General features: G+C 55.3%; 17 protein-coding genes and 2 pseudogenes. 12 read left to right on the top strand and 7 right to left on the bottom strand.

Annotated features, from left to right (window positions below; translation table 11 throughout):
• The 4 genes and pseudogenes from glyA to G7G_RS0102035 form a co-directional block, all read left to right on the top strand.
• Positions 1 to 404: pseudogene (glyA, locus tag G7G_RS22645) on the top strand (serine hydroxymethyltransferase); the annotation flags it as partial.
• A 17-nt stretch (positions 405 to 421) separates the two neighbouring features.
• Positions 422 to 1,399, top strand: a complete 978-nt coding sequence (locus tag G7G_RS0102045; protein WP_010437801.1) for an HpcH/HpaI aldolase/citrate lyase family protein — start codon at positions 422 to 424, stop codon at positions 1,397 to 1,399.
• Positions 1,400 to 1,406: 7 nt separating this feature from the next.
• Complete coding sequence (locus G7G_RS0102040) at positions 1,407 to 2,690, top strand: glycerate kinase type-2 family protein (RefSeq protein WP_029621640.1); 1,284 nt, start codon at positions 1,407 to 1,409, stop codon at positions 2,688 to 2,690.
• Between the two features lie 596 nt (positions 2,691 to 3,286).
• Positions 3,287 to 3,943 (top strand): helix-turn-helix domain-containing protein, encoded by a 657-nt coding sequence (locus G7G_RS0102035; protein WP_010437799.1) that lies wholly within the window; start codon positions 3,287 to 3,289, stop codon positions 3,941 to 3,943.
• Here G7G_RS0102035 and G7G_RS0102030 read toward each other — a convergent pair.
• From G7G_RS0102030 to G7G_RS0102010, 5 genes are read right to left on the bottom strand one after another with little or no spacing between them, the layout of a single operon-like run.
• Positions 3,921 to 4,418: a GNAT family N-acetyltransferase gene (locus tag G7G_RS0102030; protein ID WP_037320609.1), complete on the bottom strand. Its 498-nt coding sequence runs from the start codon at positions 4,416 to 4,418 to the stop codon at positions 3,921 to 3,923. The two genes, G7G_RS0102035 and G7G_RS0102030, sit on opposite strands and share 23 nt — an antisense overlap.
• A 27-nt stretch (positions 4,419 to 4,445) precedes the next feature.
• The gene (locus G7G_RS0102025; protein ID WP_010437797.1) at positions 4,446 to 5,513 is read right to left on the bottom strand and encodes a heme-dependent oxidative N-demethylase family protein; all 1,068 of its coding nucleotides are present in this window, start codon (positions 5,511 to 5,513) and stop codon (positions 4,446 to 4,448) included.
• Positions 5,514 to 5,526: 13 nt separating this feature from the next.
• Positions 5,527 to 6,489 (bottom strand): PDR/VanB family oxidoreductase, encoded by a 963-nt coding sequence (locus G7G_RS0102020; RefSeq protein WP_010437795.1) that lies wholly within the window; start codon positions 6,487 to 6,489, stop codon positions 5,527 to 5,529.
• Complete coding sequence (locus G7G_RS0102015; protein WP_010437793.1) at positions 6,486 to 7,082, bottom strand: dimethylamine monooxygenase subunit DmmA family protein; 597 nt, start codon at positions 7,080 to 7,082, stop codon at positions 6,486 to 6,488. Before G7G_RS0102015 ends, G7G_RS0102020 begins: the two co-directional genes overlap by 4 nt.
• 55 nt (positions 7,083 to 7,137) lie before the next feature.
• Positions 7,138 to 8,283 carry an aminomethyl transferase family protein gene (locus tag G7G_RS0102010; protein ID WP_010437791.1) on the bottom strand — a complete coding sequence of 382 codons (1,146 nt, stop codon included), beginning with the start codon at positions 8,281 to 8,283 and terminating at the stop codon, positions 7,138 to 7,140.
• A gap of 342 nt (positions 8,284 to 8,625) precedes the next feature.
• Between G7G_RS0102010 and G7G_RS0102005 the strand changes: the two genes are divergently transcribed.
• The 7 genes from G7G_RS0102005 to G7G_RS0101975 all read left to right on the top strand — a co-directional run bounded on the left by G7G_RS0102005 (position 8,626) and on the right by G7G_RS0101975 (position 15,521).
• Positions 8,626 to 9,999, top strand: coding sequence for an ammonium transporter (locus tag G7G_RS0102005; RefSeq protein ID WP_010437788.1), 1,374 nt, complete (start codon positions 8,626 to 8,628; stop codon positions 9,997 to 9,999).
• A gap of 12 nt (positions 10,000 to 10,011) precedes the next feature.
• The gene (locus G7G_RS0102000) at positions 10,012 to 10,227 is read left to right on the top strand and encodes a hypothetical protein (protein WP_010437786.1); all 216 of its coding nucleotides are present in this window, start codon (positions 10,012 to 10,014) and stop codon (positions 10,225 to 10,227) included.
• Between the two features lie 146 nt (positions 10,228 to 10,373).
• Positions 10,374 to 11,303, top strand: coding sequence for a class II glutamine amidotransferase (locus tag G7G_RS0101995; protein WP_010437784.1), 930 nt, complete (start codon positions 10,374 to 10,376; stop codon positions 11,301 to 11,303).
• A gap of 1 nt (position 11,304) precedes the next feature.
• Positions 11,305 to 11,988 (top strand): GltB/FmdC/FwdC-like GXGXG domain-containing protein, encoded by a 684-nt coding sequence (locus G7G_RS0101990; protein ID WP_010437781.1) that lies wholly within the window; start codon positions 11,305 to 11,307, stop codon positions 11,986 to 11,988.
• Between the two features lie 20 nt (positions 11,989 to 12,008).
• Complete coding sequence (locus G7G_RS0101985; RefSeq protein WP_010437779.1) at positions 12,009 to 13,337, top strand: FMN-binding glutamate synthase family protein; 1,329 nt, start codon at positions 12,009 to 12,011, stop codon at positions 13,335 to 13,337.
• 80 nt (positions 13,338 to 13,417) lie between these two features.
• Positions 13,418 to 14,746, top strand: a complete 1,329-nt coding sequence (glnT, locus tag G7G_RS0101980; RefSeq protein ID WP_010437776.1) for a type III glutamate--ammonia ligase — start codon at positions 13,418 to 13,420, stop codon at positions 14,744 to 14,746.
• A 64-nt stretch (positions 14,747 to 14,810) separates the two neighbouring features.
• Positions 14,811 to 15,521, top strand: coding sequence for a type 1 glutamine amidotransferase (locus G7G_RS0101975; protein WP_010437774.1), 711 nt, complete (start codon positions 14,811 to 14,813; stop codon positions 15,519 to 15,521).
• Positions 15,522 to 15,531: 10 nt separating this feature from the next.
• On the opposite strand, the gene G7G_RS0101970 is transcribed toward G7G_RS0101975, so the two are convergent.
• Positions 15,532 to 15,966, bottom strand: a complete 435-nt coding sequence (locus G7G_RS0101970) for a group II truncated hemoglobin (RefSeq protein WP_010437772.1) — start codon at positions 15,964 to 15,966, stop codon at positions 15,532 to 15,534.
• A 141-nt stretch (positions 15,967 to 16,107) separates the two neighbouring features.
• Here G7G_RS0101970 and G7G_RS0101965 point away from each other — a divergent pair, with 141 nt between their 5' ends.
• Positions 16,108 to 16,950, top strand: coding sequence for a DMT family transporter (locus G7G_RS0101965; protein WP_010437767.1), 843 nt, complete (start codon positions 16,108 to 16,110; stop codon positions 16,948 to 16,950).
• Here G7G_RS0101965 and G7G_RS22640 read toward each other — a convergent pair.
• A pseudogene (locus G7G_RS22640) lies at positions 16,935 to 17,426 on the bottom strand (tetrahydrofolate dehydrogenase/cyclohydrolase catalytic domain-containing protein); the annotation flags it as partial. The gene G7G_RS0101965 and the pseudogene G7G_RS22640 overlap by 16 nt on opposite strands.

The raw sequence follows: 17,426 nt of genomic DNA, 5'->3' as shown, positions 1-17,426 counted from the left end.
TCGTGAACGCTCAGGCCCTTTCAGATCAGCTGATCAAGGGCGGTCTCGACACCGTGACCCACGGCACCGACACCCATGTGGTGCTGGTCGACCTGCGCCCCAAAGGCGTTAAGGGCAACGCGACCGAGAAAGCATTGGGTCGTGCGCATATCACCTGCAACAAGAACGGCGTTCCGTTTGACCCCGAAAAGCCAACTATCACCAGCGGCATCCGCCTTGGTTCTCCTGCTGGCACGACACGAGGTTTTGGAGAAGTCGAGTTCCGTCAAATCGCGGATTGGATCATCGAAGTTGTCGACGGTCTGGCCGCCAATGGCGAAGAAGGCAATGCCGCAGTCGAAGCAAAGGTCAAAGCCGAAGTCGCTGAGCTTTGCGCCAAGTTTCCGATCTATCCGAACCTATAATACGAAGGACCCAAATCATGAGTTTTCATAACATCGACCAAGCCCCTGCACGCCTGAACCGCAGTGAACTGGCCGTCCCTGGCAGCCAGCCCGGAATGTTCGAAAAGGCTGCACAATCAGATGTAGATGTGATCTTCCTCGACTTGGAAGACGCGGTTGCGCCTGATGAAAAAGAACAGGCTCGCAAGAACATCATCGAAGCCCTGAACGATATCGACTGGGGCAGCAAAACCATGTCGGTGCGGATTAACGGGCTGGATACACATTATATGTATCGCGACGTGGTGGACGTGGTCGAACAAGCCGGCGAGCGGCTGGACCTTATCATGATCCCCAAGGTTGGCACAGCTTCTGACGTTTACGCGGTCGATATGCTGGTGACACAGATCGAGGACGCCAAAGGCTATAAGAAACGGATCGGGTTCGAACATATCATCGAAACCGCGCTTGGCATGCAGAATGTCGGCGAGATTGCGGCCGCCTCCAAACGCAACGAAAGTCTGCATTTCGGGGTTGCCGACTATGCCGCGTCTACCCGTGCCCGGACCACGATCATCGGCGGTGTAAACCCCGATTATTCAGTTCTGACTGACCCGGATGCTGACGGAGGACGCATGACGCATTGGGGCGACATGTGGCACTATGCGCTGGCTCGCATGGTGGTCGCCGCGCGCGCCAACGGCCTGCGCCCGATCGACGGACCCTTCGGCGATTTTCAGGACCCGGACGGTTACAAAGCCGCGGCAAAACGGGCGGCAGTTCTGGGATGTGAAGGCAAATGGGCCATCCACCCCAGCCAGATTGCCTTGGCTAACGAGGTCATGTCACCCTCAGATGCCGAAGTCACCAAAGCACAGCGAATTCTCGTCGCTATGGCCGAGGCTGAATCGGCGGGCAAAGGCGCCGTTTCTCTGGATGGTCGTCTGATCGACTATGCCTCAATCCGTCAGGCCGAAGTGCTGGTGGAAAAAGCCGGACAGATTGCCGCGGCTTGATCGCATCATGACAGTGCAATCGACCGTATCGCTGCGCGACAGCGCCGCCGCCATCTTTGCCGAGGCCGTCGCAGCAGCAGATCCAGCGATGTCTTTGCGCCAACGGTTGCAATCAGACCCATTGCCATCACCAGAACATAGCGGGCGCAGCATCCTGATCGCAATTGGGAAGGCTGCCCCTGCCATGATGGAGGAGGCATTACAGCATGTTCAGGGCGATCACGTCGCCCTGATTGTAACCCACAGCGACAACTGGAATGAAGTTCCCGGCGCGACGGTATTGACCAGCGGGCATCCCATCCCGAATGAACGCGGTTTGAAAGCCGGGCGACAGATCATCGCATTGCTCAGCGCAGCACGTAAGCAGGATCAGATCATTGCACTGATCTCTGGCGGGGGGTCGGCCTTGGTCCCCGCGCCTGTTGATGGCTTGACTCTTTCGGACAAAATCGCGGTCAATGAGGTTTTGCTATCTTCCGGGCTGGACATCGTTCGGATGAACCTTGTGCGTCAGCACCTGAGCCAGCTCAAAGGCGGCGGGTTTTTGCGGCACGGTTCGCCTGCCCCGATCACGGCGTATATCCTGTCGGATGTCATAGGCGATGACATTCGGGCCGTAGCCAGCGGACCAACTGCCTCACCAATCGGCAGCCACGCGGACGCCCGCAGGACCTGCATCGAGGCCGGAATTTGGCACCGGTTCCCAAAAGCCGCCCGTGCCCACCTGGAGAAGAGTATTCCTGAACGTTCTATAGCGGTTGAGGCGGCAAACAACCTGATTGGATCGAACACGATTAGTCTTGAAGCCGCGTTTCGCTGTGCGACGCAGATCTGTGGGGCTGAAATTGTGTCCGACGCGTTGATTGGAGACGTGTCCGATGCAGCCGAACAGATTTTTCAGGCAGCTATGTCTGCCAAATTTGACCAACCAACCGCCTTGCTTTTTGGTGGTGAAACGACTGTACGCCTGACAGGAACAGGTTGCGGCGGGCGCAATCAGGAATTGGCGCTGCGCGTCGCCCAATTGGCGCATGAGCGCACGATACCCGGCAACTGGGTTTTTCTTAGCGGCGGTACGGATGGCCGCGACGGCCCAACCCCGGCAGCGGGCGCAATGGTGGATGCAGGAACGATCGCCCGAATCCATGCGTCTGGACATGACCCTGCCTCCCTGTTGGCAAGCAACGATAGTCATAAGGCTTTGACGCTGTCGGGTGATCTTTTGATGACCGGAGCAACCGGTACCAATGTTGCCGACATTCAGGTATTGTTGCTTGGATCTAACGCGTGAAAGCGGGCGAAAAAAACGGTAGATCTTTAGATCCGTTATTTGCGATCTCCGGGTTTCTAAGTGATCTATGGTGCAGAGGCGTCGTGACATATACTTCGGGTCAAGAAAGAAAGCCCGATGTTCGAATTTCAAGCCGAGCAAGTGGTGGAGTTTCAAACGCCAAAGACTGCGCGTTGGTGAAGTCGGATTATTGATGCGGAGCGATTAACAGCCGGAGCGCAATCAGGCTTCCGAATGCTCAAGCTGGTAGCATGAACCGCTGTAGCCGAGTTGTAGAGCAATAGCCATGTTTGGCTCTTTCCCGCTTTTGGATTATGAAATAGTTGCGTTCAGTACGAACATTCAGACTTATGGACGACCACGAATCCAGATTCAGTGTAATCTCATTTGCTATCCGCAACGGCTTTATGACTGAGGTTAGGCACGCTATCGGAAAGCCGTAAAACCATTGGATTTCGATTTCTAGTATTTTTCTGTCAGCATGATTATTTTACTAACAGGAAAAATTGATGCTATGGTAGTCCGAACTGGATTGGGTAATGCAGCTTGTCTTCTTGCAGAGCCCGTTTGGACATGTGTAGCAAAACATTGAAAGAATGAAATTGAAAAATAACGACAAAGAAATGGCGACAAATCTGACACAGGACCCGCATTCTGTTCGCTCGGGTGACAGAGAAAAAGTTCTTGAAGTTGCCATTGGTCGCGAGGTTCGTGCTTTTCGCAAACAGCAGAATACTACGGTCGCGGAATTGGCTCAGCTGACCGGATTGTCGATTGGTATGTTATCCAAGATCGAAAACGGTAACACATCGCCTTCCCTAACGACTCTCCAATCGCTCGCTGATGCGCTTTCAGTTCCTCTGACAAGCTTTTTCAGACAATTTGAAGAGCGCCGCGAGGCGGTTCATACCAGAGCAGGCGAGGGCGTCGAGTTAGAGCGCGAAGGAACACGCGCCAATCATCAATATAATTTGTTGGGGCATATTGGTGCCAATGGTTCTGGCGTAATTGTAGAGCCTTACCTGATCACCCTGACCGTTGAATCCGACGTGTTCCCAACGTTTCAACATGGCGGAATCGAGACGATCTACATGCTTGAGGGCGAGGTAGATTACCGACACGGCGACAAGATATACCCCCTGAAACCGGGTGATACCTTGTTCTTTGACGCCGATGCGCCGCATGGACCTGAACGGTTGGTCAACCTGCCAGCACGCTACATTTCAGTGATCAGTTATCCGCAGACAAACTGATCGGCTTGCGTAACAAGAAATCCGTGGGTCTGTCATAGCCGACGTGGCTGCCGGTACCTACGATTGTAAACCCAAGCCTTGAAAACACGCGGTGGTTTTCAGTGAGTTCCACGCGCGTTTCCAGTTCCAACACTGATAGACCAAGGTCTGCTGCACGACTTGCAGCGTGATCTACTAATGTGCGACAGATACCCTGCCCCCGCATTCCTTCCTTCACCGCCAGCTTTCCAAGGTACAAGGTGTTGGCTTTGGGCGTCAAAAACATGCACGCAATAAGCGGTCGGCCCATGGCCCAGATTTCACCGCCTTTCCGACAATGCGCCTGCATCCCGCCCACGGTCAGACCATGGATAGAAGACGGAGGGTCGATCCGGGCATCCATGTACTGAAATGACGAGCGGAGCAGCGCAAGCGCGTCATACAATGCGGCATCATCTCTAGGAATTAGCCAAAGTGTTTTGTCCGGTTCAGTCATAAAGCCAAAACACTTCATAATGCTCGTTTATTTTGACAAAGGCGGTTCCGTTTCCAGATCCGGCCAGACTCCGGGGGAAGTCGGCAATCCATCATCAAACTGACTGAGGTAGTCCAGCATCATTGGACGGTTGTCGATGAACCCTTTGTAAGTCGCCAGTTCAACCGGCAGATCACGTACAACGCGGTGCAGACGACGACCCCATTTTGGAACAGTCATCAGATCCTGAAAACTGCACAGATAGCAGCGGATCGGGAACACCAGCGCGTTGGACCGCGGCAGGCGGAAGAAGGTTTGCAACTCGACCCGAAGATGCTGTTTGTGGGCTATGTTTTCGGGCGTCAGTGTAGTCTTTTGGATGCCCCATTTGTGGTAGTTTTCCGGGCTGGTATCCAGCAGCGGGTTCACTGTCATGGTCCAGTTCAACCGGCGCGCCGGAGCGCCCTGTTGAATGTTCAACAGAAACTTCAGCGCACGCTTGAAAATCCCCATCTCATGTGCTTTTGGAACAGGTGCGTGCCATTCAAAAAAGTTCATGCCGATATCGAAATCCAGGCTCCAGTCGGCCTGGGTCGTTACCATACCTGCGTCCATCCACAGCATCTCGTCCCGCTGGTCCAGCACTGCGAAATCACCTTGCGCCTGACGAGTTATGTATTCCATCGGCCCGTAAGGCAGCGTGGTTTCGTCCATGAAGGTGAAACTGTGATCAATGCCCAGTGGCTTGTTGATCCAGCGCCACTGATTGCCGTTACGATGCAGCTCGAACAGGTCCGGATAGTCTTCGGATTTGCTAACCATAATCAGTTCCAACAAATCCCAGCCCGCCAATGTCATGTGCGGCAAAGACTGACAACGCAGCGGGTCCTGATCCAGAACGATGGCCCGGTCTTTCATCTCGGAGACGTAGTGTTCGTCCACATCAAACCGCATCTCGTAGACCGAACCCTCGGGGCCGCCCCGGTGCTGCTCCATGTTGACCGAATACATGTAGCTGTCTTCGTGAAACGGGAACGGAAAGCGTTTGATCGCCCATTCCGAATTATGGAACGTATAGTCGTCGCGGAAGGACTCGTCGTTGAATTGAATGGTCATGTTGGGCCTCCTCTTAGCGGTCAAGCACAAGGGACTTTCCCTCGAAACGCGATACGCAGGGCATGATCTTCTTGCCTGCTGCCTTTTCTTCGTCGGTCAGCCAGTGATCGCGGTGAACAAAGTTGCCGTCGTGATCCAAAACTACGGTTTCGCACTGACCACAGGCCCCGCCGCGGCACAGGTACGGGGCGTCGACACCCTCACGTTCGATGGCCTCAAGCAGACTTTCGTTTTCGCCCACATGAATGACCTTTTCGGAAGACGCCAGACGCACTTCGAATGGTTTGCCCGGCTGAGGCGCCAAGAACTCTTCGTAATGCACACAATCTTCGGGCCAGCCTTCGGCGGCGGCAGTATTGCGCACCCAATCGATCATGCCCTTTGGGCCGCAGACATAGACATGCGTGCCTAAAGGTTGCCCGCTGAGAAGGTTTTCCAGATCAATCACCTGGCTCTGATCGTCGTAGTACAGATGCGTTGCGTTCGGATGCCTGTCTGTCAGTTGATCCGCATAAGATGCTAGCGCCTGATTACGGCACGCATAATGTAGTTCCCAATGACCGTGCAGCAATTCGAGCTGTTTGATCTGCGCCAGAAACGGGGTGATCCCGATACCACCGGCCAGAAATAGGTGTTTGCGGGCCCGCAAATCAAGCGAGAATAGGTTGACCGGGTAACTGATGGTCATCTCGTCGCCCAGCTTGACCTGACGGTGCATGAACAACGACCCTCCCCTGCCCTGATCGTCGCGCCGAACTGAGATCGTATAGGACGATTGATCGAACGGATCGGACATCAGGGAATAAGGGTTGAGTCGCGTGATGCCGCCATCCTGCATTTCGACCACGGTATGTGCACCGCCCGAAAAGGTTGGCAACTGTCTGCCGTCAACGCGCTCAAACCGGAAGCGCGTCACCAATTCGTTCAGCGGGGTAATTTCGGTCACTTTGACTTGAATTTTCTCGGCACCACTCATTCGTAGATCCCCTTCGGCTCGGGCACGTTGCCATGGTCCTCGGCATCAACTCGGACGCCTTGATAGGCGGCAAGGCGGCGGGAATAGTGGTCGCGCACAAACAGGTTGAGACCACAGTGCGAACAAACAAACGGATCGACCTCGACATCTTCGGTGACACCTTTGCAATGTACACATTGCATCCGGCGAGCAACAGAACCGCGATGTTCAGTTTGAATCGCAGTATGCGGCAGGCCGACGGCCACCACTTCGTTCATGGCCTGACCCATCATGCCTTCGGTGCCGGTCAGATAGACTTGTAACCCCATATGCGCGTCCTCGAGAACGCGACGAATACGATGTAGCGCGGCCGCATAGGACGGACTTTCGTAGAATTGTGCGGGGTTTAGCGCCTGTAACCTTTCCGAAAAATCTGTGCCTTTCGGTATGTAGATCAGATGGGTTTTAGCCATCAGATCGGGTGTCGCTATGTCAATTACTGCTTCGGCCCCCTCGGCCTCGGCGATCATAAGATGATGTTCACCTGAGCGAACCTCTAGCGTGCCCCAGATCGGGCGGCTTGCGATTGACTTGGGAAATTCGAACTTTGACATTGTGCCCTCAAAAAAGAAAAGAGCGCCACGATTTTATCGTCGCGCCCCCTGAGTATCAGCCCTTTGCGGTTCGGATGGCCTTGTCCCTGTCGTAGAACGGCATCTCTTCAGCTGTAGCCACAATCTCGGTTCCGTCGCTATTGCGGACCGTCAGCTTTGTGCCCGGCGACGCGCAGTCAACCGGCATCCGTGCGATACCAACATTGTGCCCATTGATTTCGGAACACATGCCAAAGGTGACAACACCAACCTTTTCACCGTTCTGCAGCAGGTCAGCACCCTCATCCGCCGGGGTGGTGCCATCCAGTTTGACACCATAGATCTTGAACCGCTCTTTGCCTTGCGAGGCATAGTGGTTCTCGGCGCCGATAAATCCGGTCTTGCCCGGTGAAACTGTGAATTCCAGACCCAGCTCCCAAAGCGTATCGCCGCATGTTTCATCGTCGAACGGATAAGTTTCTGAGTTGTCGCCGGGATAGAACAACAGGTAGCTTTCGGTGCGCAGCAAATCGAGCGTCGAGAACTGGACCGGAACAATACCCATGTCCTTGCCTTCGGCCAGGATGCTGTCCCAAAGATGCACAGCGTGCTTGGCCTGGCAGAAAATTTCGTATCCGCGCTCGCCGGTATAACCGGTCCGCGAGATCATCACCGGGCAGCCGTAAAGCTTGGTCTGCATAATGCCAAAATAGGCCAGATCCCGAATTCCGGGAACGTGTTTGGCCAGGAAATCCACCGCCACCGGCCCCTGCAGCGACATATCGTGCATGTCATCGTCAAAAATGACCGAACAATTCTTACCGGCGGCCACCGATGTCAGCTGTTCCATCCCCGTTCCGGTGCCGTGCACGACAAGCCACGTGTTCACTGACAGGCGATAGATGATGCAATCGTCGACAAATTTGCCCTCGGCATTCAGAATCGACGCATAGGTCGACCGGCCCGGCATGATTTTCTCCACATTCCGCGTGGTGACGCGGTCAATGACATAAGCCGCATCTTCGCCGACCACATGAACCTTTTTCAGCCCCGACACATCCATCAGACCCGCCTTGGTGCGGATGGCTTCGTAGTCCGCTTTGGCGCGTTCCGGGCTATGGTCATAGAACCATGCGGTTCCCATACCGTTCCAGTCCTCAAGCTCGCCGCCGATCTCGGCATGGCGCTGCGCAAGGGCGGACGTCCTCCAAAGAATGGCCATTGTTCAGCTCTCCCGTTGATTGCTTTTTTGTTGGCCATATTGAGGCCGATGTCAGATTGAAAATCAACACCCATGTGCAGATTTTTTTCCTGTTGGGAATATTAGGCTGCAATTTGTGCACCCTAGCACAAATTATCGAGAACGGTAAAAGTGGTTATTTATCAATGTTATGGGTTGTATTTTGACGGGTCTGAAAGTGCATGAACCAAATGCCTAAAAGATGTTTGCCCCACATATCTATTGACAGGTCGCCAATGAAATTGTCCCCTGAGTAGATAATTATTCCCAGCAGGAAATTCTTCGCAGAAAGATCTCCTGCTGCAACAACAGGGAGACTACGAAGTGGATGGTAATCTAAATGCACTAACGACGGTCTTTACCGAGTTCTACTACTGGGTAACGGTCGTTTTCATGTTCCTCATCCATGTGGGCTTTTGCATGTACGAGGTCGGTGCTAGCCGTGCCCGTAACCATATGCACACATTGATGAAAAACATCATGATCATCCCGCTGGTGACGGTCACGTTCTTCTTCTTCGGCTGGTGGATTTACTGGGCCTTTCCGAACTTTCCGTTCTGGGGCGGTTTAGATACCGAAGCGGGCGCTGCAAATCTGCCATGGGCCGACACCATGGCGACCAATCTGGGCGACAGAATCACCGGCGTCTTCTGGGCGGCGTTCCTGCTGTTCTCGTGGACAGCAGCCTCGATTGTATCTGGCTCTGTGATCGAGCGGATTAGATCTTCGGCCTTGTGGGTCCATGCCGTGATGATTGGTTCAGTCTGGTGGATCATCGACGCAGCGTGGGGTTGGCACTACGGCGGTTGGATGGTGCGCGTTCTTGGGTACCACGATGCTTATGCTTCCGGGGTTATTCACGCAATCGCAGGCGGCTATGCACTTGGGGTGATCATGGTTCTGGGTCCCCGCCTAGGCAAATTTGCCAAAGATGGTACGCCGCGGGATATTCCGCCGCATAACCCATGGTTGCTGACCATCGGGATATTCCTGATCTACACAGGTTTCTGGGGATTCTATGCCGCATGTAATGTCCCGGCGATATCTCCGGAGGCAATCGACGGTCAGATAACGGGTGTCACGTGGACCGCGACCAATATTTATCTGGCTCCGACTACGCTTTCCGCGATTACCTTCAACTTCCTGATGTCTCTGTCTGGCGGGTTGATGGCAGCGTATGTCATTTCCAAAGGTGACGCCTTTTGGACGTTCTCGGGCGGTTTGGCCGGTATTATCACTGCATCTGCCGGTAACGATCTTTATCACCCGGTGCAGGCAATGATCATCGCCGCGATCGGTGTCGTGATCGTGTACAAGCTGCACTATTGGGTCGAGCGTCGGTTCAAGCTGGATGATGCCGTTGGTGCCGTTGCCGTGCATGGCTATGCAGGGTTCGTTGGCCTGGTGATTTCCGGCTTTGTCCTGTGGGGAGTTCCTTCATCGCCATACGAAGGCTATGCAACGATCAACCCGGTCGGTCAGATCACCGGCGCGGTCATCATGTTCTTTGTTCTTGGCTTCTTGCCTGGTTGGATTCTTGCGAAAATCCAGTCGGCCGCAGGTGTGCTTAGAATTCCGGAAGAAGTCGAACTTCAGGGCCTCGATTACGCTGAACACCATGCATATGAAGACGCCAAAGCCGCGATCATTGCAGCCGACAAAGAAGAACTGGCTGCCCGCGGCGTACCAGCTGAGTAAGGGAGAAAAAGAATGTCTACAAATGGATATACAAGCTGGGCTGTTGATCTGGCCGAGGTCGGACCGATCTATCCCTTCCAAGGTTACGAAGTCCTTATGGTCATCGTGGGCGTCGTATTCTGGATAGGTTGGCATCGCATCCAATTTGTCCGAGAAGGTGAACACCTCGAGAAGGCCCGCCACACTGGCGACGAAGAAAAAGTGAAAGCACAGCTGGAACGATACTGATCCAGCTTTGAAAGCTGGCAATGGGCATAAATCTAAATTCTTGCCCATTGCCTCTCAGGAAAATTTATTTCCTATGATTATTGATGTCCGTTTGAATTGTTGGTACCGTAGAATCATAGCGAAACACACAAGGAGATCTGCCAGCCATGTGCGGAATTGTTGGATTATTCCTCAAAGACCAGTCTCTTGCGCCCCAACTGGGCAATATGCTGACAGACATGCTGATCACGATGACGGATCGCGGCCCCGACAGCGCGGGGATAGCGATTTATGGCGAGGAATCAGGTGGTAAGACCAAGGTGACACTGCAGTCGCCCAATCCCAAGGACGACTTTGCCGGACTAGCCGAAGAGCTGGGGCAGCACTTGGGCGTGGCGGTAAGCCAGACTGATAATGACACGCACACAGTTCTGGACATTCCAGCAGGGCAGTTTGAAGCAGCACGGGCCGCGTTGGCGGAAATCCGGCCTTCAGTCCGGATCATGAGCCGGGGCGAGATGCTGGAGATTTACAAAGAGGTGGGCCTGCCCAAGGACGTGGCCGCGCGCTTTGACATAAGCAGTATGAGCGGCACACATGGCATTGGCCACACTCGCATGGCTACAGAGTCTGCCGTGACGACGATGGGCGCGCACCCGTTCAACACTGGGCCAGATCAGTGTCTGGTTCATAACGGCTCGCTGTCGAACCACAATTCATTGCGCCGTAAACTGCGCCGTGAAGGTGTAGTGATCCAAACCGAGAATGATACCGAGGTTGGAGCCGCCTATCTGACCTGGAAGATGATGAACGGGGCCACCTTGGGTGAGGCGCTGGAAAGCAGCCTTGAGGATCTGGATGGCTTCTTCACCTTTGTCGTCGGCACCAAGGATGGGTTCGGCGTGGTCCGCGATCCGATCGCCTGCAAACCGGCAGTAATGGCCGAGACCGATCAATACGTAGCCTTTGGCAGCGAATATCGGGCGCTTGTGAACCTGCCAGGCATTGAAGACGCCCGCATCTGGGAGCCGGAGCCGGCAACGGTTTACTTCTGGTCCCACAACGACAGCCCGACAACGACGGAAAAGGCCGCCTGACATGCAGACCTACGATCTTGAAGCAAACGGCCTGCGCGGGCTGAACGCAACGCTGCAATCTCAGTCCACCGAGACGAATCAAACCAGCTGGGAGGTTGTGAACCCCAAGGGCAGCCACGCGATTGCGGTCGGGCTGGACGCACCCATCGAGGTGACAGTCAAGGGGTCCACCGGCTACTACTGCGCTGGCATGAACCAGCAGGCAACGGTCAAGGTTGAAGGCTCGGTCGGGCCCGGCGTGGCCGAGAACATGATGTCCGGTCAGGTGATCGTCGATGGCGATGCCAGCCAGTATGCCGGGGCCACGGGCCATGGTGGACTGCTGGTGATCAAGGGCAACGCAAGTTCGCGCTGCGGCATTTCGATGAAAGGCATCGACATCGTGGTGCATGGCAATATCGGCCATATGTCCGCCTTCATGGCACAGGCCGGGAATCTTGTGGTCTGTGGTGATGCAGGCGACGCGCTTGGGGACTCGCTCTATGAGGCGCGACTGTTCGTGCGCGGCTCGGTCAAAAGCCTCGGCGCTGACTGCGTCGAGAAAGAGATGCGCCCCGAGCACCTGGAGATTCTGAAGGATCTGCTTGATCGCGCAGGCGCGGATGCTAGTCCGGAAGAGTTCAAACGCTACGGGTCAGCTCGCCAACTGTACAACTTCGACATCGACAATTCCGCTGCTTACTGAGGAAGAAGGGTATGAAAGACATGGACGATCAGATCCCCCGCACCCTGCCGATTCAGTCGGCGACATTCACCAATCCGATCAATGCGGAAATCCGCCGCGCTGCGGCCACCGGTATCTATGATATCCGCGGTGGCGGTGCCAAGCGCAAGGTGCCGCATTTTGACGACCTGCTGTTTCTGGGCGCGTCGGTGTCACGGTATCCGTTGGAAGGCTATCGCGAACGCTGCGACACCTCGGTGACACTGGGCACACGCTTTGCCAAGAAGCCGATCGAACTGGACATTCCGATAACCATTGCGGGCATGAGCTTTGGCGCTCTCTCTGGGCCGGCGAAAGAAGCTCTGGGCCGGGGCGCGTCGGCAGCTGGTACGTCGACTACCACCGGTGACGGCGGCATGACGCCCGAAGAACGCGGTCACTCCAGCAAGCTGGTCTATCAGTATCTGCCCTCTCGTTATGGCATGAACCCAAACGACCTGAGGAAGGCCGACGCGATCGAGATTGTGGTCGGTCAGGGTGCCAAGCCCGGCGGCGGCGGTATGCTGCTGGGACAGAAGATCAGCGACCGCGTGGCCGAGATGCGCACGCTGCCCAAGGGCATCGACCAGCGTTCAGCCTGTCGTCACCCGGACTGGACCGGCCCAGATGATCTGGAAATCAAGATCCTCGAATTGCGTGAGATTACAGACTGGCAAGTGCCGATCTATGTAAAGGTTGGTGCGACCCGCCCCTATTATGATACGGCACTGGCGGTAAAGGCCGGTGCCGATGTGGTGGTGATGGACGGCATGCAAGGCGGTACTGCCGCGACGCAGGACGTGTTCATCGAGCATGTAGGTCTGCCGACGCTGTCCTGCATTCGCCCTGCCGTGCAGGCGCTGCAGGACTTGGGCGTGCATCGCGAGGTACAACTGGTGATCTCGGGCGGCATCCGCACCGGGGCCGATGTGGCAAAGGCAATGGCCCTTGGCGCCGACGCAGTGGCCATTGGCACCGCCGCGCTGGTGGCGCTTGGTGACAACGACCCGAAATGGGAATCCGAGTACCAAAAGTTGGGCACCACCACCGGGGCCTATGACGACTGGCACGAAGGTCAGGACCCCGCAGGTATCACCACACAGGATCCCGACTTGGCGGCCCGTCTGAACCCGGTCGAGGCCGGACGCCGTCTGCGAAACTATCTCAAGGTGATGACACTTGAAGCGCAGACCATCGCGCGGGCCTGTGGTCATAATCACCTCCACAACCTTGAACCCGAGGATTTGTGTGCTCTGACGATGGAGGCCGCCGCAATGGCGCGTGTCCCGTTGGCCGGGACAAGCTGGTACCCGGGCAAGGAAGGGTTCTGAACTGATACTGCGCGGCTCCTTAACGGGGGCCGCGTTTTTGCTTTGGAAATTAAAAATTCAACAGGGAAAGGAAAGCCATCGTGACGACAGATCTCGCAGCTTTCGCAAAAGAAAAAGGCGTCAAATACTTCATGATCTCGTTCACCGACCTGTTCGGTGGGCAGCGGGCCAAGCTGGTGCCCGCGCAGGCGATTGCCGAGATGCAGGAAGACGGCGCAGGTTTTGCCGGGTTCGCCACCTGGTTGGATATGACCCCCGCGCATCCTGACATGCTGGCGGTGCCGGACCCGTCATCGGTGATCCAGCTGCCATGGAAGCCTGAGGTCGCCTGGGTTGCAGGCAACTGCGTGATGGAAGGCAAGGATGTCGCCCAAGCCCCACGCAATGTGCTGCGCCGCTTGATCGGCGAGGCCGCCGAGATGGGCATGCATGTCAAAACCGGCATTGAGGCTGAATTCTTCCTGCTAACCCCCGATGGCGAGCAGATCAGCGACCCTTTCGATACCGCCGAGAAGCCCTGCTATGACCAGCAGGCGGTGATGCGCCGCTATGATGTGGTGCGTGAGATCTGCGACTATATGCTGGAACTCGGTTGGGGGCCTTATCAGAACGACCACGAAGACGCCAATGGCCAGTTCGAAATGAACTGGGAGTTCGATGACGTTCTGAAAACCGCCGACAAGCACTCGTTCTTCAAGTTCATGACCAAGTCGGTGGCCGAAAAGCATGGGCTGCGGGCCACCTTTATGCCCAAGCCAGTCGAAGGGCTGACCGGCAATGGCTGCCATGCTCATATCTCGGTCTGGGATGCACCCGGAGCAGACGCCAAAACCAACGTCTTTGCCGGCGAAGGCGACGGTCCGACCGGCGAGGTGGGACTTGGCGAACAGGGCAAGCACTTCCTTGGCGGTATCATGAAACATGCCAGTGCGCTTGCAGCGATTACCAACCCGACGGTGAACAGCTACAAGCGCATCAACGCACCGCGCACCATGTCGGGCGCGACCTGGGCCCCCAATACCGTGACATGGACCGGCAACAACCGCACACACATGGTCCGGGTGCCCGGTCCGGGCCGGTTTGAGCTGCGCCTGGCCGACGGGGCCACCAACCCCTATCTGCTGCAGGCGGTCATTATCGCTGCAGGTTTGTCCGGCATCCGCTCCAAGGCCGATCCGGGACGTCGCTGGGACATCGATATGTATGCCGAAGGCCATACCGTCACTGACGCCCCCAAACTACCGCTGAACATGCTCGACGGGTTGCGCGAATATGACAACGACACCGAGTTGAAAGCCATGATGGGTCAGGAATTCTCGAGCGCATTCCTCAAAATGAAACACCAGGAATGGAATTCCTTCGTCAGCCATTTCTCACGCTGGGAAAAAGACCACACGCTCGACATCTAAACAAATCAGGGGCTGCAGGCATCCTGCTGCCCCACCCCTTCGGTTAGGCGGAGACCCGCACCTCGTGAATATACTGATTTTCCAGCATACGCCGGGCGAAAACCCCGGAGCGTTTCTGGAGCACATTTCGTCATGCGGTGATACGGCCGGTATTGTGCATTTCTATGATGGTCAACCGATCCCGCAGCTTGACGAATTTGATTTGCTTTTTGTTCTGGGCGGTCCGATGGACGTCTGGGAAATCGAAGCACATCCGTGGCTTGTGCGTGAAAAGCAAGCAATCAGAACCTGGGTCCAAGAGCTCAAACGTCCTTACTTTGGTATTTGTCTTGGACACCAACTTTTGGTTGACGCGCTGGGTGGGAAATGCGCACGCATGCAAAAGCCCGAGATCGGCGTGCATTCCATCAATCTGACCGGTAATACGCGGGGTGATCCGCTGTTCGAGCTCTTGCCTCATCAGTTCAGGGTGCTTCAATGGCATGGAGTTGAAGCTGTTGATCTGCCAGTCGACTCATCAATTATGGCACAATCTGATGCCTGTGCTGTTCAGGCATTGCGGGTTTCAGACTGTGCGTGGGGCGTACAATTCCACCCCGAGCTCGTTCAGGGCACAATCCAATCGTGGATGAGCGATGCCGCCAACCATCAATGCGCTGTTGATTGGCTAGGCTCCGCAGATGCAGCGTGGGAAATGGTCTCTGACAGTGACCAAATAGTTGAAGAACAATTCAGGATAACATCCAGCTTCTATAACAGATTGCGACAGATCTGATCACACGCGATCAACCGGGAACTTCAATGTTCTCTTCGCTGTCTGCTTCAACTCTCCAATCGGGGACATCGTTGACAAGCATCAGTGCAGCGCGGCGCAATGTTGCGCGCATTTTGCCCACCACTGGACCGTCCATTTCGCAATCTGCCAATGCGGCGTCAAAAGTTTCCAGCCAAAGCTCGGCATCCGCTTCACGTATCGGCACATGCGCGTGTAATTCTCGCAAGTCCATATGACCAAATCGCTCACGATAATAAGCACGACCGCCCAAAAACCCGCTCAGGAATTCGAACTGCGCCTGTCTTGTATGAGATAATCCATGACCGCGAAAATGTAGTCTGTGCAGCGAATGCACCGCCGGGTCGGTCTCCATTCGGTCGTAGAAACGTTCGACAAGAGTCCGCAGCTTTTCTTCGCCACCGAGTTGATCCAAAGCCGATGACATAGGTCTCTTCTCCGAGTTGCCACTGTCAATAATTATTGCATACCAGGAAAATAAGTTTATCACCAGTGACATGTTGGCGCGGTTGATATCGAGAGAAGGATACGAAATTTCCTGGCATTCCCAGTTACGCGAGGCGACCGGATGAGCGCCCTTGCTCTGGGTCTGCTGGCAGCGTTGTGCTGGGGTTTTCACGATCTTGCTGTGAGATATATCAGTCAGTCCGTGAGCGTCATTGCCGCATTGATGGCCGTACTGGTTGCCGGGGCGCTGCTACAGTTCGGTCTTGTGGCAATATGGGCTGGATTCGCCCCCATGTCCGCCAAAGCAGTATCCTACGCAGTTGTAGCAGGCGGCTTTTATTTGCTGGCTGGCCTCAGTATGTATGCTGCATTTCAACGCGGGCCTGTACGTCTCGTCGCTCCGCTTGTCGCTAGCTATCCGGTCTTGTCTGTCACACTTGCGATATGGCGTGGTTCCGAGGTCAGCATCTGGCAATGGCTGGCGATCATTGCCATTGGCGTCGGCGTGTCCATTGTATCGACGCAATCCGACGACGGTACGGAATACCCTGCCACAGGGCCGACGATTGCCTTTTCTATACTCGCTGCAATTGGGTTCGCTGCAACATTCGCTTTGGGTCAGTACGCAGCCGAACTGGGCGACGAGTTCATTGTTTCACTGATTGGCCGTCTGACCGCTATCCCTGTGCTGGCGGCAATCGCCATTGCATCTCGCAAGTCGCTTTGGCCGGGCGCACGAGCCCTGCCCCTATTGTGCCTGATGGGTGCGCTCGATGCGGTGGCAATTCTGTGCGTCGTGTCTGCCGGTAGGTTGCCTAATGCCCAATACGCGTCCGTTGCAGCCTCGATCTTCGGGTTGTTGACTGTTGTTTTGGCTTGGGCAATTTTGCGAGAGGAAATGGCTTTCTTTCAATGGCTTGGATGCATTATCGCTTTTACGGGGATCGGCTATCTCGCGATCTGAGCATCTCCGTTATCCAACGCATTCCTTTGGGTCTGATGGGCAGCAATCGCACTGTTTAATACGCAATCAACTTCGCCCGGACGAACGGGTCCGGGATAGTGCCATGCACCGGGGCGAATGAGGTCTTTGTGCCTCTGTAACTCACTTCGCAAGTTGAGTACGTCAATATGCGCAGGCGCATCAGCTAAAAGCAGGACAGCATAGACATCCACCGACTCGTTTAGTTGTTTGATCTGAGTTCGACATTCGTCCTGCGACATTTCTTTGCCCCAGAGCTGCTGATCCAGTGCCATGTCTATTTGTGCCGCGCGGGCTATCAAAGCGCGGACGCGTGCAACATTCGTCGGAGAGTGGCCAATTGATACTATCACCATACGCATGGCGCGGCCCGCCAATCGCCAATATTGTAGCACTTTGGAACTGGCCGACTTGCCATCGCCTGCGTGAAGAGCGGCAGCAAATCTCACGCTGTCAAG

Origin of the sequence: Ruegeria conchae, from assembly GCF_000192475.1 — a bacterium.
In the GTDB taxonomy this organism is placed as follows: Bacteria; Pseudomonadota; Alphaproteobacteria; order Rhodobacterales; family Rhodobacteraceae; genus Ruegeria; species Ruegeria conchae.
Note: the sequence above shows the minus strand (reverse complement) of the source record. Positions and strands in the feature narration are given on the sequence as shown.